Here is a 22,784-nt window from a genome sequence, read left to right on the forward strand (position 1 = left end):
TGGACACGCTAACAGCCGTTGATTAGTCTCATCCACACCTACTCAACTAATTGACTATGGGGTGAGCCGATGCGTGCGTTCCGTGAGGCGGTCGAGGCGCAGGACATGGACGCCGTCGAGGCGCTGTTGGCGGAGGACGTGGTCTTCACCAGTCCGGTCGTGTTCAAGCCGTACGCCGGGAAGGCGATCACCGCGGCGATCCTGCACGGGGTGGCGCGGGTCTTCGAGGACTTCCGGTACGAGCGGGAGATCGGCGACCCGGACGGCCCCGACCACGCGCTGGTGTTCGCCGCGCGGGTCGGCGACCGTGAGCTGACCGGCTGCGACTTCATCCACGTCGACGAGGACGGTCTGATCGACGAGTTGACGGTCATGGTCCGCCCCCTGTCGGGCGCCCAGGCTCTCCAGGAGGCCATGGCAGGGCAGTTCGAGCGGATCGCGAAGGAGGCGGAGGCGCGGCCGGCGTGAAGCGTGAGCCGCGCCTCCGCCCTCGCTCACGCGACGGTCAGCGTGAGGGCGCCCGCGTACGTCTGGCCGGGCGTGATGGCCGTCGCCGTCCCGTCGACCGTCAGGGTGACCTTCTTGCCCCGGGGTGCCCTGACGGTCGCGTCGGCGGCGAGGGCGAGCCGGGTCAGGTACGAGGTGCCGGTGACCGTCCAGGTCGAGCCGCTGTTCAGCTGCACGATCGCGCCGTTGTTGACGGCGGCCTGCGCGGTGTTGGTGACGATGCCGAGCTCGTAGAAGGTCGACGCGTCGATGCTGGAGACGCGGTGCTTGGCCGCCGTCGCGGAGATGACGCCCTCGACACTCGCGTCCTCGAAGGTGAGGACCATGTTCTTGCCCTTGCGCATGCCGTTGTAGAAGTCGCCCTTCAAAGCCATGGAGTTGAAGGTGGCGGCTCCGTCGGTGGTGTGGACGGCGGTCGGGTCGAAGGTCGCGTCCTTCGTCGGGTCGCCGGTGGGCTCGGTGTAGACGCCGACGTTCATCATCTTGCCGTTGACCGGGACCGGGCCCGGGTCGTCCAGCTCGATCATCTGGAGGATGATGCCGTCGCGCGGGTTGAGCCGGGCACCCTGCGAGCCGTCGACGCTGATCGTCGTCTGCTGGCCCTTGTTGAGGAAGGTGGCCCGCTCGGAGTTGATCTGCGTGCCGCCGTCCAGGGTGAGTTGGCCGGTCCCGAAGAACATGTAGCCGAAGTGCCCGGAGTTCACGACGGTCCTGCGCACCGGTATCGACGCCAACTCGGCCTTGGACAGCCCGAGTTCCAGCTCGGTGTTGAGCGCGGAGACGGCGGCCCTGGTGCTGTCGCCGTAGTGCACGACCGCGGCCGGGCCCGCGATGATGGTCGCGTAGCTGCCGACGTCGAGCCGGGAGCCGAGCACCCGCACGGTCGCGTCACCGATGGCGTAGGTGCCGTAGCCGTACTCCCCCGTGTTGCCGAAGTGGCTGTTGATCGCGGTCAGTTTGAGTCCGCTGCCGCCCTCCACCGACAGGGCGCCCCAAGTCTCCGAGAAGATGGTCGAGTTGAGGTAGGTGGCCTTGGTGTTCTTGCCGATCAGGTTGGTGGCCCGGACATTGCCGTCGAGGCCGAGCATCCAGGGCACGGACTCCATGTACGGCGTCTCGACGGTGGCTTGGTAGTCGGAAGGTAGTACGCCGTTGCGGGCGCGGAGGACGGAGTCCTTGACGATGACATTGGCGCCGTCGTTGGCGATGACGGCGGTACGGACGACTCCCTTGTTGTCGATCCGGGCGCCGTCCACGACCAGTGTGGTGGCCGAGCCGTCGCCGACGACCGCGGCGCCGTAGCCCGCGAAGTCGCAACGGCCGTTGCCCGTAAGGGAGATGGAGGGCCGGTCCAGCGTGTAGGTGGCGTCCTGGACGTACACGCCGTCGAAGCACTCGCCGGTCGAGGTGATCGACACGTTCTTCGCGTAGGCGTCGGTGAGCTTGCCACCGAGGACGGCCGCGAGGACGGACTTGTCCTTGACCACGCCGTCACCGTCGACGTACACCGCCTGCCGGAACGGGAAGGTGAGCGTCTGGTACGTCACCTCGTTGGCCGCGGTGACGGTCAGGACGACATCGCCCCGGTAGGTGCCGGCCTGGATCAGGGTGGCCGTGGCGCCGGTGGCGGTGAGCAGCTGGCCGGTCTCCACGCCGTCGACGGTCAGCGAGAGGCCGGCGCCGTCCGGGGCGACGATCGTGCCGCCGTCCGCGATGGACAGTTCGCTCACGCGGGTGGTCGCCGAGACCGTGTACGTCTCACCGGATGCGACCGAGATCCGCGTGCCCGAAGCCTTCTTGGTCGTCGGCGCGGCGGTGGCGGAGACCGCCGGCACCAGTACGGCTCCGGCCGTGGCGGTACCGGCGATCAGGACCGAGCGTCGGGTGATCAGCGTCATTGCTTGCCTTCCCAGGGATCGATGCGCCGTTGCGCAGTGTGACCGGCCGGCCGTCGAACGCGGGATGCGGACGGCCCGGCGGAGGCACCGAAGGTGCGCACGAGGGAGTGAAGCAGCCAGGAGAACCAGGGAATAGGCGGTCGGCACACACATATGGGAGTCCGATGCCTCGGATCACGCCGACCATTTCATGGCAGTCACACAGAGTCGTCATAGGGGATGCGTGTCCGTACCCACGACGGCGAGGCGGGCGGCTCACCGGCCGTCCACCTCGCCGTTCTGGTACGTGCTGTTCGGCTACGCCGGGGCGATCATCCCCGCCGACAGGTCGATGTCGGCCCCGCACAGGCCGGGCATCGCGAGCATCGCCACCAGCGCCTGCGCGACCTCGTGCTCCTCGACGAGCCGGCCCAGGGCGGCCCGGGAGGCGAAGTCGCGTTCGGCCTCGGCCACCGTGCAGCCGGTCAGTTCGGCGGTGAGCCGGAAGTTGCGGTCCATGCGCGGCCCCCGAACCGGGCCCGGGGAGAGGGAGTTGACCGCGATCCCCTGCGGGCCGACCTCCCCGGCGAGGGTCCGGGTCAGGCCCAGCAGCGCCATCTTGGAGGCGGTGTACGGGGTGCGGTTGAGGAGGGGGCGCTTGCCGCTGACCGAGGCGACGTTGACGATGTCACCGCGCCCGGCCGCGAGCATGGGCGGCAGGAAGGCCCGGCACATCAGATAGACACCCCGGACATTGGCGGCGAACACCTCGTCCCACTCGCCCGGCTCGATGTCGACGAGGGGCCGGACCGGTCCCGCGACCCCGGCGTTGTTGACGAGCAACGACACGTCCTCGTCGGCGAGTTCGGTGGCCAGGGCATCGACGGCCGCCGGATCGGAGACGTCGCACACTCCCGTACGGGCCTGTCCGCCGTCCTTCTCCACCTGTGCCGCCGCCTCCGCGAGCGCCGTCTCGTTGCGGCCGACCAGGATCACCCGGGCCCCGGCATCCGCGAGGGCCAGCGCGAAGGCGCGCCCCAGCGGTCCACCGCCGCCCGTGACCAGTGCCGCACGGCCGTCGAGGGTCCTACGGCGGTCCGAGGTCCCCCGGTGTTCCGAGCTCACGCGGTGTTCCAGGGCAGCTCGTCACCCGCGGCCTTCGCGGCGCGTACGTCACCGGAGCGCGCGTGCCCCTCGAACAGCTCGACGCGGGCCGCCCGCCCGCACAGTCGGCCGAGCAGCGCCTGGGAGTCGGTGTCGGTGACCTCCTGGTAGGTCACCGTCTTGAGGTACTTCCCCACCCACAGGCCGCCGGTATAGCGCGCGGCACCACGTGTGGGCAGCACATGGTTCGTGCCGATGACCTTGTCGCCGAACGACACACAGGTGCCCTCGCCCAGGAACAGGGCGCCGTACTGGGTCATGCGCTCCAGCGCGAGGCGCGGTTCGGCGGTCAGTACCTCGACGTGCTCGAAAGCGAATTCGTCGGCGAGGGCGTACAGCTCGTCGAGGGTGTCCACGACATGGACCTGGCCGTGGTCGCGCCAGGCGGGGCCGGCGAAGTCGCGGGTGGGCATGTCGGGCAGGAGGCGTTCCACCTCGGCGATGGTCTTCTCGGCGACCTCGCGGGAGGTGGTGATGAGGACGGCCGGGGAGTCCGGGCCGTGCTCGGCCTGGGAGAGCAGGTCGACGGCGCACACGAACGGGTCGGCCTGGTCGTCGGCGAGGACGAGGATCTCGGTCGGCCCGGCGAACAGGTCGATGCCGATCTCGCCGAAGAGCTGCCGCTTGGCCTCCGCGACGTAGGCGTTGCCGGGTCCGGCGATGAGATTCACCGGCCGCATCGTGTCCGTTCCGACGGACATGGCGGCCACGGCCTGCACTCCGCCGAGCAGCCAGATCTCGTCGGCTCCGGCGAGATGCATGGCGGCGACGGTGGCGGCCGGGATCTCGCCGTGGATGGGCGGCGTACAAGCGACCACCCGGGGCACGCCCGCGACCTTGGCAGTCACGATGGTCATGTGGGCGGAGGCGGTGAGCGGGTAGCGGCCACCGGGGATGTACGCACCCGCCGCCTGCACGGGGATGTGCTTCTGGCCGAGCTTCACACCGGGCAGGGTCTCGACCTCGAACTCCCGCAGGGAGTCCAGCTGGTGGCGGGCGAAGGTGCGCACCTGGTCCTGGACGAAGCGGATGTCGTCGATGACCTGCTGCGGTACCGACGCGACGATCTTCTCGACCTCCTCGTCGGAGAGCCGGAAGGAGTCGGGGCTCCATTTGTCGAACTTCTCGGAGTAGGCGCGCACGGCCTCGTCACCGCGCGCACGGATGTCCGCGATGACGCCGGTCACGGTCTCGCGCACCTGGTCGAGGGAGGCGGTCACCTCTGACTTGGGCACGGCGTGCTTCAGGATCGTTGCCACAACTGCGGCCTTTCTGCAGGTCGTTCGCGACAGAGGGGGTGTCGGACGGGAGGTGTCAGACGGGGGGTGCCACGAAGAGCACGTCGGGGTCGTTGAACTGCTCCTTGGCCACCGACTCGCTCATCGGGTCGGCGGTGCCCCACTGGTCCTGGGTGATCGGGTCGTCGACGTCATGGCGGCCCGGGTGCCACAAGTCCTCTTCGAGGACGGCGAGTTCGGTCGTGTACTCGACGGTGTTGCCGTGCGGGTCGTGGAAGTACGAGAAGGTGTTGTCGCCCGCGAGATGCCGGCCGGGCCCCCAGGTGAGCCGGGTCCCGGCGCGCAGCGCCCGCCCGGTGCCGCGCATGTACTCCTCGACCCCGCGCATCTCGAACGAGGCGTGGTGCAGGGAGACATGGGGTCCCCGGGCGATCGCGAAGGAGTGGTGGAGCGGGCTGCACCGCAGGAAGTACATGAGGTCACCCATGTGCGTCGAGTACAGGGTGTCGGTGAGCCGGAACCCCAGGTGTTGGACGTAGAAGTCCCGAAGCCCCTCCGGGTCCTGCGAGTTGACCACGCAGTGCGAGAGCCGGACCGGGATGGCCTCGCGCTCCTCGATCTTCCGGTGGGCGCGGGTGGCGACATCGGCCGACACCTCGACGACCCGCCCGTCCGGGTCGAAGAACCGGAAGCCGTAGCCGCCGCCCGGCGTGTCCAACACCCCCGGTTCTCCGACGAGTTGAATCCCGGCCCGCCCGAGCCGCCCGTGCAGCTCGTCCACCGCGGCCGGTGAGACGGCCCCGAAGGCGACCAGGTCCATCCGCTTCCGCTCGTCCTCGCGGATACGGACGATGTACTGCTCCGGGCTGCCCTCGGCGGCGAAGAAGGCGACTCCGCTGTCGTTCGCGACCTCGGTCAGGCCCCACGTGGTGCCGTAGAAGGTGCGCTGGCGGGCGAAGTCCGGTACGGCCAGGTCGACATGGCGCAGATGGGTGATGGGCTGGAAGGTCACTGTCCGCTCCTGACGGTGTTGCGCTGGTGGCCCAGGCCGGTGATCTCCGACTCGACGACGTCGCCGGGCTTCAGGAAGACGCCCCAGTGCGCGCCGTTGCCGGCCGGGGAACCGGTGAGCAGCAGGTCGCCGGGGCGCAGGGTGGTGGTCGTGGAGACGTACGCGATGAGCTTCGGGATGTCGAAGATCATGTCCTTGGTGGACTCGTCCTGGCGGACAACTCCGTTGTGGCGCAGGGTGATCCGCAGATCTCCGGGGTCGCCGACGAAGGCCGCCGGTACCAGGAAGGGCCCGGTGGGCAGGAAGGTGTCGGCGTTCTTGGCGGTGAACCAGTCGGTGCCGATGGCCTTGAGGTCGGGCCGATAGAGGCGGTCGCGGGTGGTGAGGTCGTTCGAGATCGTGTATCCGGCGATGTACTCCATCGCCTCCTCGGCCGGGATGTTCTTGCCCGACTTGCCGATGACGAGGGCGAGTTCGAGTTCCCAGTCGTGCTGTTCGCCGAGCGCGGGGAGCACGATGTCGTCGTAGGGGCCGCTGATCGCGCGCGGGGAGCCGAGGAAGACGTACGGCACTCCGTTGCGGGCGCGTTCGTCCATCATCGACTCGGCGTCGGCACGCGCCTCTTCGGGAGTGGCGCCGTGCACGCTCTCCTTCTCGGCGGCGACCAGATCCACCACGTGCTTGCGGTAGTTGGCGCCGCTCTGCAGGATCTGGCCGGGCTCGACGGGGGTCAGGACGCGCAACGCGGCCAGCTCGTGCCAGGTGCCGTCGGACGACCGGGCGAGGTCACCCAGCCGGGGCAGCCAGTCGCCCCAGTCCTCGACGAGCGCGCGGACGGACGGCACGAGGTCGGAGAGGTCGCGCACCCGGTCGCCAGTTACCAGGCCGGGAAAGACCTCCTCACCGGAGGCGCCGGAAGCGAACGTGCCGAGCGCGAAGGGTCCGGCATGGGTGGGCAGTGGATCGGGCACGGCGCTCTCCTCGTACGGGTGGGGGCTCGCCCTCGACGCTAGGCAGCCCGGGCACCGGGCGGAAATGGCGATCCGCGATGCCTGCCATCACCGGCCGCGCAGGCCCTCAACTGGGGCTCCATCGCCGTACGGGATGCATGACGTCCCCCTTGCCGATGCCTCGATCCGTTGACCGTCCGTCGGCCGCCCACGCAGGCTCGGAGCACCCACTTTCCCGAGGAGAAGAACGTGATAGTCGAGCATGCCGAGCTGACCGTCGAGGCGGGTCGTGAGCGGGAGTTCGCGGAGGTGTTCGGCAAGGCCCGCGAGGTGCTGGCCGAGGCCGACGGGTTCCGCTGGGCCGAGCTGCTGCGCGGTGCGGAGCGGCCGACGACCTTCCTGCTGCTGGTCGGCTGGGACTCGGTCGAGGCCCACACGGTCGGCTTCCGGGAGTCGGAGGCCTTCGCACGCTGGCGGGCCCTGGTCGGACCGTTCTTCGCGGAGCCGCCGACCGTCGAGCACTTCCACGAGCTCGGCGCGCGCTTCTCCCGATAGCCCCCACTCTGCTGTCTACGTTCGCAAGGATCGCCCATGCCCGTACAAAAGGTGCTCGTCGTCGGCGGCGGCATCACCGGAAGCGTGCTTTGCCTCGCGCTCGCCCAGCGGGGCGCCGAGGTGGAGCTCGTCGAGATCTCTCCGCAGTGGTTCGGTGTGGGCCATGGCATCACCGTCCAGGGCAACGCGCTCAAGGCGCTGCGTTCCGTGGGTGTCCTGGACCGGGTGCTGGCGCGGGCGGTGCCGTTCGACATCATGCGGCTGCGCCGCGCCGACGGCGGGCTGATCACCGAGTTGAACACTCCGCACACCGGCGGCCCCGAACTGCCGTCCACGGCGGGCGCGTTGCGCTCGGATCTGCAGGACGCGCTCTGCGACGCGGTGCACGCGCACGGGGTGCGGGTGCGCCTCGGGCTGAGCGTGGACCGGCTCGACCAGTCGCCGGACCATGTGGACGTGGCCTTCACGGACGGTACGACCGGTCGCTACGACCTCGTCGTGGGCGCCGACGGCATCAACTCGGCGATGCGCTCGCTGATCGGCATCGACGCCGAGCCCCGCCCCGTCGGCATGTCGATCTTCCGGGTCGTCGCCGACCGCCCGGCCGAGATGGACTGCGCCGAGGTGTACTACGGCGGCCCCCGCTTCAAGGCCGGCTACAGCCCGATCTCGCCGGACCAGTGCTACGCCTACCTCCTCGACGAGAATCTCGACACCTCCCTGATCGGCCCCCGCGCACCCCTCGCCCTGCTGCGCGAACGCGGCGCCGGGTACGGCGGTACCTGGGGGAAGATCCTCGCCTCGCTGCCCGACGACACGGCGGTCGACTACCGCTGGATCGAGTCGATCCTCGTCGACGAGCCCTGGCATCGCGGTCGCGCGATGGTCATCGGCGACGCCGCGCACGCCTGTCCGCCGCTGATCGCGCAGGGTGCGGCGATGTGCATGGAGGACGCCGTGCTGCTCGCCGAGTTGGTGACGGCGGACGAGCCGACGGAGAAGGCCCTGGACCGGTTCATGGACCGGCGCCTGCCCCGCGTCCGGATGGTCCTGGAGAACTCCCTCCAGCTCGCCGACTGGGAGATCAACCCCGGCACACCGGGCGCCGACCCCGCCCGGATCATGTCGGAGACCCTGGACAACCTGACGGCGGCGGCGTGAACAGCTCGCCCGTGGTCGACTTCCACGGCCACCTCGCCGTCCCCGCGGCCGACGCCCTGGTCGCGGGCACCCCGGGTCTGGCCGCCGAGCTGGCGGCCGAGCAGCGCGCCCACTCCCCCGCGTCCCTCGCTGTCAACCGCGCCCAACTCCAGCGCCTGGCACCCAAGTTGACGGACGTCACCACCCGCCTCGCGGACCTCGACGCGATGGGTGTCGACATCCAGGTGGTGGGCCCGATGCCGATGCACCACTACTGGGCGGACCCGGACCTCTCGATCCACCTCGCCCGCACCGTCAACGCGGCCGTGGCCGCCCACTGTTCTGCCGCACCCGACCGGCTGTACGGCCTGGGCACCGTCCCGCTCCAACACCCGGACCTCGCGGTCGCGTTGCTGGACCAGGCGGTCAACGACCACGGCCTGTACGGCATCAGCGTCTCCACGACAGTCGACGGTCGCGAACTCGCCGACCCCGCACACGACGTGGTGTGGCAGCGGGCCGAGGAACTGGGCGCGATCGTCTTCGTGCACCCGTGGGGCTGCTCCCTCGGCGAGCGCCTGGCGACCGACTACCTGGGAAACACGGTCGGTCAGCCGGTGGAGACGACGGTCGCTCTCTCCCACCTCGTCTTCACCGGCGTCCTCGACCGCTTCCCGCGCCTCAAGCTGGTGGCGGCGCACGGCGGTGGCTATCTGCCGACGTACATCGGTCGTTCGGACCATGCCTGGCAGGTACGCGAAGACGCGCGCGGCTGCGCCGAGTTGCCCAGCGCCTATCTGCGGCGGATGTGGTTCGACGCGCTGGTGTACACCCCGGGCGCACTGCGTCACCTCGTCGAGGCGGTGGGCGCGGACCGGGTCGTCCTCGGCACGGACCACCCCTTCGACATGGGCGTCGACGACCCGGTGGCCCGGCTGGACGCGGCCGGGCTCGCCCCGGCCGACCGGGCCGCCGTCGCCGGGGGCAACGCCCTCGACCTGCTGCTGAAAGGACGTACGCGATGACCGCCGCCGGTGCCCTCGGTCCGATCGAGGAGGAACTCGCCAAGGCCCGTTCCGCCTACCGCAATTGGGGACGCTGGGGTGAGGACGACGTGCTCGGCACCCTGAACTTCATCGACGACGCGATCCGCGCCCACGCGGTGGGCCTGGTGCGGCGCGGGCGGTCCTTCTCGCTCGCCCAGGAGTTCAACGAGCAGGGTCCGCAGCGCGGATTCCGCGGCCGTATCAACCCGGTCCACTACATGAAGGACACCGGCTCCGACGCGGCGGCCGGCACCCAGGGCTTCCCGCACGGCTTCGGCGGCGCCGACGACCACATCGTGATGCCCTTGCAGGCCTCCACGCAGTGGGACGGTCTGGGCCACATCTACGACAACAAGCAGGCGTGGAACGGCCGTCCGTGCACCATCGTCAACGGCGACGGCGACTCGGTCACCGGCATCGAGCACATGAAGGACGCCTTCACCAGCCGCGGGGTCCTCCTCGACGTGGGCCGAGCGGTCGGCGACGAGCACGGTGAACTCCCGGACGGATTCCCCATTTTGGAGGAGCATCTGCGGGCCACGATCGAGGCGCAGGGCGCGACCAGTTCGGTCCGGCGCGGCGACCTCGTCCTGATCCGCACCGGGCAACTCGGCCGCGTACGCCGGGTCGGCGCGTGGGGCGGTTACGCCGCCGGTGACGCACCCGGCCTCTCCTTCACCACCCTCGGCTGGCTGCACCGCACGGAGATCGCGGCGATCGCCTCCGACACCTGGGGACTCGAGGTACGGCCTTACGAGTTCCCCCAGCCCGCGATGTCCCCGCTGCACCAGATAGCGATCCCCAACATGGGCCTCCCGCTGGGCGAGATGTGGGACCTGGAGGCACTGGCCGAGGACTGCGCGGCGGACGGTGTCTACGAGTTCCTGCTGGTCGCCGCGCCCCTGCCGGTGACCGGCGCGGTGGGCGCCCCCGTCAACCCGATCGCGATCAAGTGAGTACACCTTTGAACCTGAACCGATTCTCCGGCACCCTCCACCTCCCCGGCGACGAGGACTTCGAGGCGGCGTGCTTCGGCCGGGTCTTCAACGCCCGCCGCCCGTCGGACCGTTCACCGGCCGCCGTGCTGATGGCCGAGTCCGAGCAGGACGTGGTGGAGGGGGTACGGCTCGCCCTGGAGCGGGGCTGGCAGGTCGCCGTCCGCTCCGGCGGGCACAGTTGGGCCGCCTGGTCCGTGCGCCAGGACGCGCTGCTGATCGACCTCGGCGGCTTCCGCGAGATGGCGTACGACCCGGAGAGCGGGATCGTGACGGCGACGCCCAGTGTGAAGGGCGGCGACGAACTCAACCCGTATCTGGGCGAGTTCGGCCGCTTCTTCAACGGCGGGCACTGCCCGTCCGTCGGCATCGGCGGCTTCCTGCTCCAGGGCGGCCAGGGCTGGAACGCGCGGGGCTGGGGCTGGGCGGCGGAGAACATCGTGGCCATCGATGTCGTCACCGCCGAGGGCGAGTTGGTGCGCGCCGACGAAACCCGACACAGCGACCTGTTCTGGGCGGCGCGCGGCGCGGGCCCCGGTTTCTTCGGCATCGTGACCCGCTTCCATCTGCGCACACGCCCGCTCCCGCGGTACCTGGGACACACGGTGCACGCGTATCCGCTCGACCTCTTCGACGAGGTCATGACCTGGCTGCACGGCATGCACCACACGGTCTCGGACCTGGTGGAGATCGTCGCGCTCACCCAGACACCACCCGACCTGGACGAGCCGGTGCTGCTGGTCACGGGCGTGTCGATGACCGACACCGCCAAGGAGGCGGCCGAGGCGCTGGCACCGCTGCACGCCAACCCGTACGCGGACCGAGCACTGTTCCGCGTGGAGGCGCAACAGACGACGTTCGCCGAGCAGTTGGCGGGTCAGCGCATCGCCAACCCCGAGGGCCACCGCTACCTGGTCGACAACGCCTGGCTGACCGGCCCCGCCGAAGAGGTCGTACCGGCGATCCGCAAGGTCTTCACCGAGCAGCCCACCCGGCAGACCTTCACCATCTGGTTCTCCATGGCCCCGCTGCGCCAACTCCCCGACATGGCCTTCTCGTTGCAGTCGGAGATCTACTGCGCCACCTACGTCATCCACGACGACCCGTCACGGGACGCCGAGTTGCGAACCTGGTTGGACGAGGTGATGGCGGACATGCAGCCGGTCACCGCCGGCCAGTACCTCGGGGACTCGGACTTCACCGTGCGGCAGTTGAGGTTCATGGGCGACGAACAGTGGCGGCGACTGCGGGAGATCCGGGCCGCGCGTGACCCGAAGGGCCTCTTCGTCGGCCATCTGAGCACGGAGTCCGTCACCAACACCAACCACTGGGAGCAGTGAGCGATGCGGTTCGCGACATATGAGTACGAGGGCGTGGAGCGCGCCGGGGCCGTCCGGGACGGGACCATTCACCCGCTGCCCGAGGGAGTCACCGTCCTGACCCTCCTGGAACAGGACGTGCTGCACGCGGCCGGAACCGAAGCACTGCGTGCACCAAGCGACTTGACGGTGGATCAGGTCAGGCTGCTCCCTCCGCTGAAGCCGCCGTCCATCCGGGACTTCGTCGGTTTCGAGGCGCACATCGAGGGGGTCTCGAAGTCCCTGGACGGGCTGGAGCACGTGCCCGAGGAGTGGTACCGGGCACCCAACTTCTACTTCACCAACCCCCATGCGGCATACGGCGCGCACGACGAGGTGCCGGTCCCGGCGGGCTGCTCGGTGCTCGACTTCGAGTTGGAGGTCGGCGTGGTCATCGGTCGCAGCGGGCGTGATCTCACGCCGGAGCAGGCGCGCGAGCACATCGTCGGCTATCTGGTCTTCAACGACTGGTCGGCGCGCGACCTGCAGAAACCGGAGAAGAACCTCGGGCTCGGCTTCTCCAAGGGCAAGGACTTCGCGAACACGCTGGGTCCTTGTCTGGTCACCGCCGACGAGGTCGAGGACCGGCGCGACCCGGACGGCTTCCTGGACCTGGAGATGACGGTCACCCTCAACGGTGAGCTGATCGGCCGCGACACCCTCGCCAACGTCTCCTGGACCTTCGAGGAGATGATCGCCTACGCCTCCCGTGACGCCTGGGTGCGCCCCGGGGACATCCTCGGCTCGGGCACCTGCGGCTGGGGCGCGCTGGCGGAGTTCTGGGGCCGGGTCGGCGAACGCACCCCGCCGCCGCTCGAGCCCGGCGACGAGGTGACCCTGGCGGTGGAGCGCCTCGGCACCCTCTCCAACCGCGTCGTGCCCGGCCGTACGGACGTATACCTTCCGCGCGCCCGCAAGCGCGGCCGGACGCCGCGGCCGTAGCCCCTCTCGGCATACGGTCCGACCTGCACACATCCAGGGATCCGATGGCAGCTATCGGATCCCTGTGACTTCCCTCCCGGCCCCTTCCTCGGCGGGAACCCGGTCGTTACGCTCCGGTTTCACCGAGCTTCAACGATGCGGCCGGAAGGACACACGCATGGGTCTGGGAGCAATCGACCTGAATCTTCTGGTGGCTCTGGAAGCCCTCCTGGAGGAGAAGAACGTCACCCACGCGGGGGTGCGGCTGTCCACCAGCCAGTCCGCGATGAGCGGCTCCCTGGCACGGCTGCGGCGGCACTTCAACGACGAGCTGCTCGTGCGGGTGGGCCGCGAGTACGAGCTGACCCCGCTCGCGGAGCGACTGCTGCCGGTCGTGCAGTCCTCCCTGCACAAGGCGGAGGAGGCCCTGTCACTGACCAGGCACTTCGATCCGTCGCGCAGCCGACAGCGGTTCTCGGTCGTGATGTCCGACTACGTCATGACGGTGTTCGTGGAACCGCTGCTGCGGGCCCTCGCGCAGGAGGCGCCCGGCATCCGTATCGACTTCCACCCGATCGTCATCGGGCAGCTGGAGACGGAGACGCATCTGCGCTGCCACGACCTGATGGTCGTGCCGCTCGGCTACCAGTTGCCGGGCGTCAGCGAGACGGTGATGCACGACCGGTTCGTGTGTCTCGTCGATCCGGACAACCCGCGTCTGGTGGACGGGCGGCTCTCCCTGCACGACCTCGCCGAGATGCCCCACGCGGCCTGCGTCATCGGCAAACTCACGCCCGCCGACCGGCAGTTGGAGACCCTCGGCATCACACCCCGGGTACAGGTCAGCACGCCGGGCTTCAACGTGCTGCCGTTCCTGGTGGGCGGCACCGACCTGGTCGCCGTGGTCCCCGAACGGCTCGCCCGGCGCTACGAGGGCTTCGCACGCTGTGCCGTCGTACCGACGCCCTTCCCCGACGTACCGCTGGTGGAGGCCATGTACTGGCACCACAACCGGCACGCGGACCCGGCGCACCGCTGGCTGCGGGAGACGGTCCGCAAGGTGGGCGCGTCCCTGGACGACCCGGTGGTGCTGTCGCCGGCCGAGCCGGTGGTCGGGGAGATCGCCGGCGCGGATGCCACCCATGCCGATCGTGCGTTTCCGGAGCTGACCCCGGCTTCCTAGCGTGGACGGGAGACAGCCCGCACCCCCAGGAGGAACCGTGAGCCGCACGCGTCTGGACGGTCGTACCGTCGTCGTCACCGGGGCCGCGCAGGGCCAGGGAGCCGCCGAGGTGGCGGCCGCGGCCCGCGAGGGCGCGACGGTGGTCGCGACGGACGTCCTGGACGAGGCGGGCGAGAAGCTGGCCGCGTCGTTGGGCGCCGAGGGCCTCCACGTGACCTATCGACACCTCGACGTGTCGTCCCAGGACGACTGGGCAGACCTCGCGGCCTCGCTCACGGAAGTGCACGGTCTCGTGAACAACGCCGGCATTCCCATGCGGGCACGGCTCGGTAACGTCGAACTCGCCGACTGGAACCGGGCGTTCGCCGTCAACACGACGGGCGCGCTGCTCGGCATCCAGGCGCTCACCCCGCTGATGCCGGCCGGATCGTCCATCGTGAACGTCGGCTCGGTCGCGGGGCTCACCGCGCATCACGCTGTCGCGTACACCGCGAGCAAGTGGGCGCTTCGGGGCTTGTCCAAAGTGGCCGCGCTGGAGTTGGCTCCGCGCGGCATCCGTACGAACGTGATCCACCCCGGCTATATCGAGACCCCGCTGATGGCGTCCGCGAACCCGGTGTTCGTCCAGGCCCACCTGTCACTGACCCCGCAGGGTCGGGCCGGCACGGTCGACGATGTCGCGCCGCTGGTCGTCTACCTGCTGTCGGACGAGGCGTCGTACGTCAATGGGGCGGAGATCACGGTCGACGGCGGATACGCGGCGCACGGCGGGGTGAAGGCGATCACGAACGCCCTCGACGCCACGTGACGGCCGGCTCCTGAGCGACACCGGCCGTCGTGGGTGAGGAGCGTGGCGCTACTGATCGGTGCGGTCTGTACGGAAGTTGGCGGTCAGCCGGTTGATGCTCTTGACCGCGAGTTCGGCGAAGTTCGAGCGGGCGACTATGGCGCTTGTCTCGCCGTGCCGGCGGACGCTGCGCAGGTCGCGCTGGACCTGGCGGGAAAGCTGGTGGAGTTCGCGTTGGGCGGTGGCGAGCCGCTGCTCGGCGGCGGTTCGGACCTGTCGGTGCTCCCGTCGGGTGCGGGGAGCGCCTGTGCTCTCGGAAGAGGTCTCTGTGGGCATGTCGGTGCTCGCTTCCGTGGTGGTGGGTCGCGTCGCCGCGAGGGGACGGACGCCGACAGTGTCCAAATAGGCTTCTACGGCGCCCAGTTCGGCGGTGTCGACCACGGCGGCGACGTATCCGTCCGGGCGGACGAGCACCCACTGCTCGGAGGACAGTCCGTAGGCATTCTGGACGCGGTCGCCGCTGTCGAGGATGTCGCCCCGGGCGCCGATGGTGTGGATGTGCAGGCCGGGGCGCGCCGCCGGCGCCGAGGCCTCGTCGACGTCGTGGCCGAGCAGGGTCCAGTGCGGCCCTTGGAACAGGCTGAACAGGCGGGTGGGCAGGCCGCCCGTGCCGGTCACGGGCGAGTCGGGCGCGCGGTCTCCGGCCAGCACGCCCTTGTCACGCGCCGAACTGTGCAGTGACAGGGGCGAGTTCAGGTAGCCGAGGTCGAGCTGGCTGACCTCGCGGCCCCGGTGGATGTCGCGGTTCTTGGCCGCTTCGAGCAGCTGCTCGGACAGGCCGAGGACGGCTTCGGCGATGGGCCGGCGTTCCTGCTCGTACGAATCCAGCAGGGATTCCGGGGCGCCGTCGAGCACGGCGGCGAGCTTCCAGCCGAGGTTGTAGGCGTCCTGGACACTGGTGTTGAGGCCCTGTCCGCCGGTCGGCGGGTGGCAGTGCGCCGCGTCCCCGGTCAGGAAGACGCGTCCCTGGCGGTAGGTGTCGGCCAGCCGGGCGTTCATCTGGAACGCGGACGCCCAGGACACGGAGCGGATCACGACGTCGTCGCGGCCGGTGCGCTCGCGGAAGAACGCGGTGAGTCCCTCGGCCGAGAGGTCCAGGTCGACGTCGAAGGGGACGGGGGCCTGGAGCTGGAACATGTCGGTGCCGTAGAGCGGGCACATCGAGACCTGCCCGGCGGTGTCCTCGCCCCAGCGGTGCCAGGCGTCCGTCGAGACGCCGTCCACGTATACATCGGCCACGATCGCCCGTACGCCGAGGGTCTTGCCGGGGAAGCCGATCCCGAGCGTCTTGCGGACGAAGCTCGAACCGCCGTCGGCACCGATCAAGTACCTTGCCCGTACGGCCTGTTCGCCGTCCGGGGTGGCGATGCGCGCGGTCACACCGTCGCCGTCCTGGTCGAAGCCGACGAGTTCGTGGCCGTAGTGCGGGGCGTGGCCCAGCTCGGCGAGGCGTTCGCGCAGCCGACGCTCGGTGAGGAACTGCGGGACGAGCAGCGGTATTTGGTACGGCTCCTCCGGCGTCGGCTCCGGCATCTCCACGCCGACCTGGTCGATGGGCCCGTCGGCGGTGTAGATGCGCTGGACGGGATACTCACCGCCGGAGGCGACGATCCGGTCGATCACACCGAGGTCCTCGAACACCTCCTGGCTGCGGGGCTGGATGCCCTTGCCGCGGGAGCCGACGAACGGGTGCGGCGCCTTGTCGATCAGCAGGAACGCGATGTTCCTGCGGGCGAGGTCGAGGGCGAGGGTCAGACCGGCCGCGCCGGTGCCGCAGATGATGACGTCGGTGTCTGTGGTGGGGGACATGGCTCCAGGCTCCTTGGGTAATTCCGGTACGAACTGCACGACGGTCGGGGCGAGTTCAGGGCACCAGGACGGTGCGTACGCCCGGGACCTCGGGCGCGTTCCAGGCGCTCTCGACGTCCGCGAGGGGTACCGCCTTGGCGGTGACCGCGATGCCGCCGCTCTCGATCTCCTCGACGAGGGACGGGAGTTCCTCCAGGTACGTCCTGGTCGACACGGCGCCCTGGCCGTTGCCCTGAAGGCGGAAGTTGGCCGAGCGCAGTGCCACTGACGGCAGTTCGATGGTCGGGCCGGCCATGGCGCCGATCTGGATCCAGTTCAGGGCGCGGCCACGGTCGGAGCGGGCGCGCAGCACCGCCATGATCGCGTCACCGGCGGGCTTGCCCCACAAGTAGTCGATGACCAGGTCGACTTCGGCGGCCTCCTTGGCCAGCGCCGTCGCGGTGGCGTCAGCGTCGTCGGTGAGCGCGACGGTCGCGTCCGCGCCGAGCCCGGGCAGGGTCGCCAGGCGGGCCTGGTCGCGACCGGCGCCGACGACCCGCCCGGCACCGAGACGCTTGGCGACCTGGACGGCCATCTGTCCGGCGTTGCCGGTGGCGCCGAGGATCAGTACCGACTGCCCGGCCTCGATCGGGACGCGGCGGCGCAGCGCCACCCACGACGACATGGCCGGGTTCATCGCGGCGGCGATCTTCACGACGTCCGCGCCGTCGGGGAGCGGGATGCTGTGCCGACTGTCGATGACGGTGCGGGTGCCCATCGGGCCGACCAGTTCGTCGTCGGCGACGAAGTACACCAGCCTGCCGTCCGCACGCCGGCCGACGCCGTCGACGCCGGGCACCATCGGCAGCTTCCCGGTGCTCGTGTAGTGGCTGCCCGACGCTCCGGTGCGCACCCGGGGGTGCAGGCCCACGGCGAGGACGTCGACGATTTCCTGGTCCTCGTCGGTCGGCGCGGGCAGGTCGAAGGGCTCGTAGCGGGGCGGGGTGCCGAACGAGCCGACCACCGCGGCGTGGATGTCCATGGCTGCTCTCCTCAGATTTGGTACGCGGGACGAAGGATTTAGTAGGCGCCACGGAGGATTTAGTACGTGACACGAATCAAATTAGTAGGTGCCACGTACCTTTGCAAGTAGAATCAAGAGGTGACTTCATCCCACGACATGCCACCCCCGCCCGCACCGTCGCCCGCAGACGAGGATCTCGGCCTGGTCGACGGCCTCGCCCAGCTGTCGTTCCTGGTGCAGAGCGCCCTGTCCGAGATCGCCGGGCAGCACGACCTGTCGGTCGTCCAGATCCGGATGCTCGGAATACTGCGGGACCGGGAGCCGACGATGAACCAGCTCGGCCGCCATCTCGGCCTCGACAAGTCCTCGATCACGGGCCTGGTCGACCGGGCGCAGCGCCGGGGTCTGGTCACCCGCACCGCCAGCTCCGTGGACCGGCGCTCGTTCCAGGTGTCGATCACCGACGCGGGCCGGCAGTTCGTCCAGCAGGTCGCCGCCGAGTTCGCCGAGCGGATCGAGCGGTGTGTCGCGCCGCTGACCGAGGCCGACCGGAAGCGGCTGTCCCGCATGGCGACCCGCATCGTGACCACCGACGCCCGTGACCGTGGCATCGACCTGCGCACCACGCCCCGCTGACCGGACTCCGTCAGACGGAGCTGCGCGGCACCGTCACCACGTGCTTGCCCACGACGCCGCCGCGCTCGAACGCCTGGTGCGCTGCGGCGATGTCCGCGAGCGGGTACACACTGTCGATCACCGGGCGCAGCGCGCCCGAGGTGACACGGTCGGCCACGTCGCGCAGCACGGGGGTCTCGGGGTTGGCGCTGAAGGTGCGGATGCGGCGGGAGCCGTGCACGCTCGAAGCGGCGATCGCGGCGATGGCGGACGGGGACAGTCCGACGGTGACCATCCGGCCGCCCTTGGCCAATCGGCCCCGGTAGCAGTGCAGTTCGGTGCCGACGGTGTCGACGATGACGTCGAACGGCCCGATCCGGTCGGAGGTGGTGGAGCCGTAGTCGAGGACCTCGTCGGCGCCGAGGTCGGTGAGGATCTTGGCGTGACGGTCGCGGGCCAGCGCGGTCACATGGCCGCCCATCGCGTGCGCCAACTGCACGGCGGCCGTGCCGACTCCGCCGGCCGCGCCCCGCACCAACACCCGCTCCCCCTCGGCGAGTCGCACGCTGTCGCGCAGCGCGATCAGCGCCGTGGAACCCGCGACCACCAGGGCTGCCGCCTCGACCGAGGAGAGGTCCGCCGGGGCGTGTGAGACGCGCTCCGCGGGGACCACGACGTACTCGGCCGCACCGGCGATGGAGTGCCGCTGCCGGGGATGCACCATGCCCCACACCCGGTCACCGACCCGATAGGCCTCGACACCGGCGCCGGTCGCGGCGACCACGCCGGCGAAGTCCAGCCCCACACCGATCGGGAACCGGCGCCCCGACACCATCTTCAACTCCCCCGACCGGACGATCACATCGTGCCCGTTCACGCTGGACGCCTCGACCGACACGAGGACCTCACCCGCGCCGGGAGCGGGACGGTCGACCTCGTTGACCTGCAGTGCGTCCGCCGTGCCGAAACTCGTGATCTGAACGGCCTTCATGTCGCTGTTCCTTCCGTGGCCCGCTGTGTGGTTGATCCGATGGTGGACCCCGCACGCGAGATCACGGTCGTTCTCCTTTTCCTGGGTCTGGCAGACCCACCCTCGCGGGCCGTGCCGACGGCATACTGGCGCGGTGAACGACTCCTCCCACGCCATGAGCGACGACCCCCGACGCGAACTCGCGGAGTTCCTGCGCACCCGCCGAACTCGGCTGCGGCCGGAGGACGTTGGCCTGGAGCCCGGCCCGAGACGGCGCGTCGCGGGACTGCGGCGGGAGGAGCTGGCCCTGCTGGCGGGGGTGAGTTCGGACTACTACCAGCGCATGGAGCAGGGCCGCGACGTACGCCCCTCCGAACAGGTCCTGGACGCTCTCGCGCGCGCCCTCAACTTCTCCGCCGAGGAGACCCGCCACCTGCACAGCCTCGCCGCCGCCGCACGTACCCCGGTCCAACTGCCGCGTACCTACGAGCCGGAGGAGGTACCCGACACCACGCTGCGACTGCTGAACACCATGACCTCGCCCGCTCTGGTCGTCGGCCGTTTCCTGGACGTGCTGGCCTGGAACCCGCTAGGCGGCGCCCTGCTGGGCGACTTCACCCGCCAGCCCCAGAAGGAACGGAACATGCTGGCGCTGTTCCTGCACCCCCAGGCCGACCGGACGTGCCCGAACCGGGCGGCCACCGTCGCCGAGCTGATCGGGATGTTGCGGACGCAGGTCGCCGCCGATCCGGGGAACCCCCGCGCCGTCGAACTCGTGGGTGAACTCGCCGTCCGCAGCGACGAGTTCGCGGCCCTGTGGGCCCTCCACGACGTGGAGGAGCCGACCCGCGGCCAGATGCGCCTCAACCATCCCCGGGTCGGCGAACTCAACCTGGACTGGGACGCCTACCCGATACCGGGCAACCCGGGCCCCGCGCTCATGGTCTGCACCGCCGCCGAGGGCAGCCTCGACGCCGAGCGACTCCAACTCCTCGCGGGCCTGCTCGACGTCCACTGAGGACGGCCCCCGGTCAACCGCCCAGCCGGAGCCCCGCGAGCCAGACCTCAGGGGTACCGGGTTCCGGCTCCTCGGCCGCCAACCGGGCCAGGATCTGCCGTGCGCGGCGCAGAAGTACGAGGGCGAGGGCGGTCATCGGAACCTCCGGTGTCGTGAGCTGCTTTCACCCCACCGACGAACGCCCCCTAGACGGATCGACACTCCGCGAGCCGCCGCTCCAGAAACCTTCGCTCCGCCGCGTTCTCCACCAACTCCAGCGCCCGTTCGTACGCGACCACCGCCTCCGCCGTACGACCGCTGCGGCGCAGCAGATCGGCGCGGGTCGCGGGCAGTAGGTGATAGTCGGCGAGTTCGCCCGACCTCTCCAACTCGGCCACCAACTCCAGCCCCGCATCCGGGTGTTGGGCCATGCCCACGGCCACCGCCCGGTTCAGGTGCACCACCGCGGAGGGCACGAAGCGCTCCAACTCGCCGTACAGGCCCGCGATATCGGCCCAGTCGGTGTCCTCGGCCGTGGACGCGGTGGTGTGGCAGGCGGCGATCGCGGCCTGGATCTGGTACGGCCCGGGGCGGCCCCGGCGCAGCGCGGTCTCCAACAGGGCGGCGCCCTCGTCGACTTCGGCCCGGTCCCACGCCGTACGGTCCTGGTCCTCCAACGTCACCAACTCGCCCGCCGCGTCCACGCGCGTGCGGCGGCGGGCGTCGTGCAGCAGCAACAGGGCCAGTAGACCGAGCACTTCGGGCTCGTCCGGCATCAGGCGGGCCAGCACGCGGGCCAGGCGGATCGCCTCCGCGCACAGGTTCGTGCGGACCAACTCGGCGCCTGAGGTGGCCGCGTAGCCCTCGTTGAAGAGGAGATAGACCACCCCCAGTACGCCCGTCGTGCGTTCGGGCAGCAGATGCGCGGGCGGCACCCGGTACGGGATGCCGGCGTTGCGGATCTTCTTCTTGGCGCGCACCAGCCGCTGCGCCATGGTCGCCTCGGGGACGAGGAAGGCGCGGGCGATCTCGGGGGTGGTCAGTCCGGCGAGTGTGCGCAGGGTGAGGGCCACCCGGGCCTCGATGGGCAGCGCGGGGTGGCAGCAGGTGAACACGAGCCGCAGCCGGTCGTCCTCGACCCCGCTGTCGTCGCCGTCGTACTCCGGGTCGTACGGTCCCTCGTCCCGCCCCAGCACCGCGACCTCCCGCAGTTTCGCCGCCCCGACCGCCTCCCGGCGCAGGACGTCGAGGGCGCGGTTGCGGGCGGTCGTGGTGAGCCAGGCGCCGGGGCGGCGCGGGATTCCGTCGCGCCGCCACCGGTCGAGTGCCTGGGCGAAGGCGTCCTGTGCGCACTCCTCCGCGAGGTCCCAGTCGCCGGTCACCCGGATCAGGGTGGCGACGACCTGGCCCCACTCCTCGCGGAAGGCGGCGGCGACGGCCTCCTCGACGTCCGGCACGTTCACTCCCAGACCGGCCGCACCTCGACCGAGCCGCCGGCGAGCGCGGCGGGGTGCCGGGAGGCGAGCGAGATCGCCTCGTCCAGGTCGGCCACCTCAATGATGTCGATGCCCGCCACATACTCCTTGGACTCGACGAACGGCCCGTCGCTGAGGAGGACTTCGTCGCCCTGGACGCGCACGGTGGTGGCGTCGGAGGCGGGCCGTAGCCGGGCACCGCCGCGCATGATGTCGCGGCTGCGGACCTCATCGATGTAGGAGGTGAAGCGGGGGTCTGTGGCGATCTCCTCGGGGCTGAGTTCCTCGCCGGCCACGGGTGTGCAGATCAGCAGGACGTACTTCATGACCGCTCCTCGGTCTTCTCGGCCGGGGTCGAGAGGTGCTCGTGGACGATCAGCCAGCGCAGGCCGGCGTTGCGGTAGCCGGTGGTCACGCGCAGTACGTCGTCCAGCGGCCGGCCGTCGATGCGGGTGCCGCGGAGTCGTACGAGGGCGTGGCCGAAGGCGATGGACTCGTCGACGTGGACTCGGAACTGCAGCACCTCGCGGGTCAGGGGTCCGGTCACGCCCGCGAGAACGTTCTCCACGGCTTTGCGGAAGGCGGCGGTCCCGAAGTGCTCGGCGCCGCCCGCGAAGGCCGCGATGTCCGGGGCGTAGCAGGCGAGGATGCGGTCGACGTCCCGTTCGCGGACCGCTTCGATCAGTTCGGCGTCGAGCGCGCGGATCTCCGTCTCGGCGTCCTCCTCGCCGTCCATCGGCCAGAAGGGGCGCACCTCCATCGCCCCGATGGTGGCCACGGGGTGCTTGGCGGCGGCCTCGACGGCCTCCTCCAAGGTGTCGCACTCCAGGATGTCGAATCCGGCGACGTACTCCTTGGTCTCCGCGAACGGCCCGTCCGTCCGCAGCACCTCCCCGCCCCGTACCCGCACGGTGACGGCCTCGGCGGGCAGCGCGAGCCGGTGTCCGTGCAGCCGTACGTCGCGGTCGCCCAGCTCCTCAACCCAGGGTTCGACGGGTGCCATCCCGGAGGCGTCGGCGGTGTCGTCTCCGCACACGAGCAGCATGTACTTCATGGATCCTCCCGGTCCTCATGAGCTTCCTACACCCCACCGACGAACGGTGCCGCGCCGAATCGACACTC

General features: G+C 70.3%; 23 protein-coding genes. 11 read left to right on the plus strand and 12 right to left on the minus strand.

Annotated elements, in window-relative coordinates:
- Window positions 1-69: 69 nt before the first annotated feature.
- Window positions 70-468 carry a nuclear transport factor 2 family protein gene (locus OO70_RS08695; RefSeq protein ID WP_043666390.1) on the plus strand — a complete coding sequence of 133 codons (399 nt, stop codon included), beginning with the start codon at window positions 70-72 and terminating at the stop codon, window positions 466-468.
- Between the two features lie 26 nt (window positions 469-494).
- On the opposite strand, the gene OO70_RS08700 is transcribed toward OO70_RS08695, so the two are convergent.
- From OO70_RS08700 to OO70_RS08720, 5 genes are all read right to left on the minus strand, one after another.
- Entirely contained in the window at window positions 495-2,405 is a 1,911-nt protein-coding gene (locus OO70_RS08700) for a hypothetical protein (RefSeq protein ID WP_043666394.1), read from the minus strand.
- A 297-nt stretch (window positions 2,406-2,702) separates the two neighbouring features.
- Window positions 2,703-3,509 (minus strand): SDR family NAD(P)-dependent oxidoreductase, encoded by an 807-nt coding sequence (locus OO70_RS08705; protein ID WP_051740924.1) that lies wholly within the window; start codon window positions 3,507-3,509, stop codon window positions 2,703-2,705.
- On the minus strand, window positions 3,506-4,783 hold the full coding sequence (gene hisD, locus OO70_RS08710) for a histidinol dehydrogenase (protein ID WP_234336788.1): 1,278 nt from the start codon (window positions 4,781-4,783) through the stop codon (window positions 3,506-3,508). Before hisD ends, OO70_RS08705 begins: the two co-directional genes overlap by 4 nt.
- Window positions 4,784-4,862: 79 nt before the next feature.
- Entirely contained in the window at window positions 4,863-5,798 is a 936-nt protein-coding gene (locus tag OO70_RS08715) for a VOC family protein (protein ID WP_043666399.1), read from the minus strand.
- Window positions 5,795-6,769 (minus strand): fumarylacetoacetate hydrolase family protein, encoded by a 975-nt coding sequence (locus tag OO70_RS08720; RefSeq protein ID WP_043666401.1) that lies wholly within the window; start codon window positions 6,767-6,769, stop codon window positions 5,795-5,797. Before OO70_RS08720 ends, OO70_RS08715 begins: the two co-directional genes overlap by 4 nt.
- 228 nt (window positions 6,770-6,997) lie before the next feature.
- On the opposite strand from OO70_RS08720, the gene OO70_RS08725 reads away from it, so the two are divergent.
- The 8 genes from OO70_RS08725 (at window position 6,998) to OO70_RS08760 (ending at window position 14,754) form a co-directional block, all read left to right on the plus strand.
- Window positions 6,998-7,303, plus strand: coding sequence for an antibiotic biosynthesis monooxygenase family protein (locus tag OO70_RS08725; protein WP_043666403.1), 306 nt, complete (start codon window positions 6,998-7,000; stop codon window positions 7,301-7,303).
- Between the two features lie 36 nt (window positions 7,304-7,339).
- The gene (locus tag OO70_RS08730; RefSeq protein WP_043666405.1) at window positions 7,340-8,464 is read left to right on the plus strand and encodes an FAD-dependent monooxygenase; all 1,125 of its coding nucleotides are present in this window, start codon (window positions 7,340-7,342) and stop codon (window positions 8,462-8,464) included.
- Entirely contained in the window at window positions 8,461-9,468 is a 1,008-nt protein-coding gene (locus tag OO70_RS08735; protein ID WP_043666407.1) for an amidohydrolase family protein, read from the plus strand. The genes OO70_RS08730 and OO70_RS08735 overlap by 4 nt, the downstream gene beginning before the upstream one ends.
- Entirely contained in the window at window positions 9,465-10,445 is a 981-nt protein-coding gene (locus OO70_RS08740) for a cyclase family protein (protein WP_043666409.1), read from the plus strand. The genes OO70_RS08735 and OO70_RS08740 overlap by 4 nt, the downstream gene beginning before the upstream one ends.
- Before the next feature lie 8 nt (window positions 10,446-10,453).
- On the plus strand, window positions 10,454-11,824 hold the full coding sequence (locus tag OO70_RS08745) for an FAD-binding oxidoreductase (protein ID WP_043666411.1): 1,371 nt from the start codon (window positions 10,454-10,456) through the stop codon (window positions 11,822-11,824).
- Window positions 11,825-11,827: 3 nt separating this feature from the next.
- Window positions 11,828-12,784, plus strand: a complete 957-nt coding sequence (locus OO70_RS08750) for a fumarylacetoacetate hydrolase family protein (protein WP_043666413.1) — start codon at window positions 11,828-11,830, stop codon at window positions 12,782-12,784.
- A gap of 157 nt (window positions 12,785-12,941) precedes the next feature.
- Window positions 12,942-13,946 (plus strand): LysR family transcriptional regulator, encoded by a 1,005-nt coding sequence (locus OO70_RS08755; RefSeq protein WP_043666415.1) that lies wholly within the window; start codon window positions 12,942-12,944, stop codon window positions 13,944-13,946.
- A 37-nt stretch (window positions 13,947-13,983) separates the two neighbouring features.
- Window positions 13,984-14,754, plus strand: coding sequence for an SDR family NAD(P)-dependent oxidoreductase (locus OO70_RS08760; RefSeq protein WP_043666417.1), 771 nt, complete (start codon window positions 13,984-13,986; stop codon window positions 14,752-14,754).
- A gap of 48 nt (window positions 14,755-14,802) precedes the next feature.
- Here the strand turns inward: OO70_RS08760 and OO70_RS08765 are convergent, their stop codons facing one another.
- Window positions 14,803-16,602, minus strand: coding sequence for an FAD-dependent oxidoreductase (locus tag OO70_RS08765; protein ID WP_043666420.1), 1,800 nt, complete (start codon window positions 16,600-16,602; stop codon window positions 14,803-14,805).
- 55 nt (window positions 16,603-16,657) lie between these two features.
- Window positions 16,658-17,623 carry a quinone oxidoreductase family protein gene (locus OO70_RS08770; RefSeq protein ID WP_078651302.1) on the minus strand — a complete coding sequence of 322 codons (966 nt, stop codon included), beginning with the start codon at window positions 17,621-17,623 and terminating at the stop codon, window positions 16,658-16,660.
- Window positions 17,624-17,743: 120 nt separating this feature from the next.
- Between OO70_RS08770 and OO70_RS08775 the strand changes: the two genes are divergently transcribed.
- Window positions 17,744-18,241, plus strand: coding sequence for a MarR family winged helix-turn-helix transcriptional regulator (locus OO70_RS08775; protein ID WP_234336789.1), 498 nt, complete (start codon window positions 17,744-17,746; stop codon window positions 18,239-18,241).
- 10 nt (window positions 18,242-18,251) lie between these two features.
- Here the strand turns inward: OO70_RS08775 and OO70_RS08780 are convergent, their stop codons facing one another.
- The gene (locus tag OO70_RS08780; protein ID WP_043666425.1) at window positions 18,252-19,211 is read right to left on the minus strand and encodes a quinone oxidoreductase family protein; all 960 of its coding nucleotides are present in this window, start codon (window positions 19,209-19,211) and stop codon (window positions 18,252-18,254) included.
- A gap of 154 nt (window positions 19,212-19,365) precedes the next feature.
- Here OO70_RS08780 and OO70_RS08785 point away from each other — a divergent pair, with 154 nt between their 5' ends.
- Complete coding sequence (locus OO70_RS08785; protein WP_043666428.1) at window positions 19,366-20,208, plus strand: helix-turn-helix transcriptional regulator; 843 nt, start codon at window positions 19,366-19,368, stop codon at window positions 20,206-20,208.
- 13 nt (window positions 20,209-20,221) lie between these two features.
- Here OO70_RS08785 and OO70_RS56635 read toward each other — a convergent pair whose 3' ends face one another.
- From OO70_RS56635 to OO70_RS08800, 4 genes are read right to left on the minus strand one after another with little or no spacing between them, the layout of a single operon-like run.
- Complete coding sequence (locus tag OO70_RS56635) at window positions 20,222-20,344, minus strand: hypothetical protein (RefSeq protein WP_267881212.1); 123 nt, start codon at window positions 20,342-20,344, stop codon at window positions 20,222-20,224.
- Between the two features lie 49 nt (window positions 20,345-20,393).
- Complete coding sequence (locus OO70_RS08790) at window positions 20,394-21,650, minus strand: RNA polymerase sigma factor (protein WP_043666431.1); 1,257 nt, start codon at window positions 21,648-21,650, stop codon at window positions 20,394-20,396.
- Window positions 21,647-21,988: a YciI family protein gene (locus tag OO70_RS08795; RefSeq protein WP_043666434.1), complete on the minus strand. Its 342-nt coding sequence runs from the start codon at window positions 21,986-21,988 to the stop codon at window positions 21,647-21,649. Before OO70_RS08795 ends, OO70_RS08790 begins: the two co-directional genes overlap by 4 nt.
- Entirely contained in the window at window positions 21,985-22,716 is a 732-nt protein-coding gene (locus tag OO70_RS08800; RefSeq protein WP_043666437.1) for a nuclear transport factor 2 family protein, read from the minus strand. Before OO70_RS08800 ends, OO70_RS08795 begins: the two co-directional genes overlap by 4 nt.
- Window positions 22,717-22,784: the final 68 nt, after the last annotated feature.

The organism is Streptomyces xylophagus, assembly GCF_000716435.1.
GTDB lineage: Bacteria > Actinomycetota > Actinomycetes > Streptomycetales > Streptomycetaceae > Streptomyces > Streptomyces xylophagus.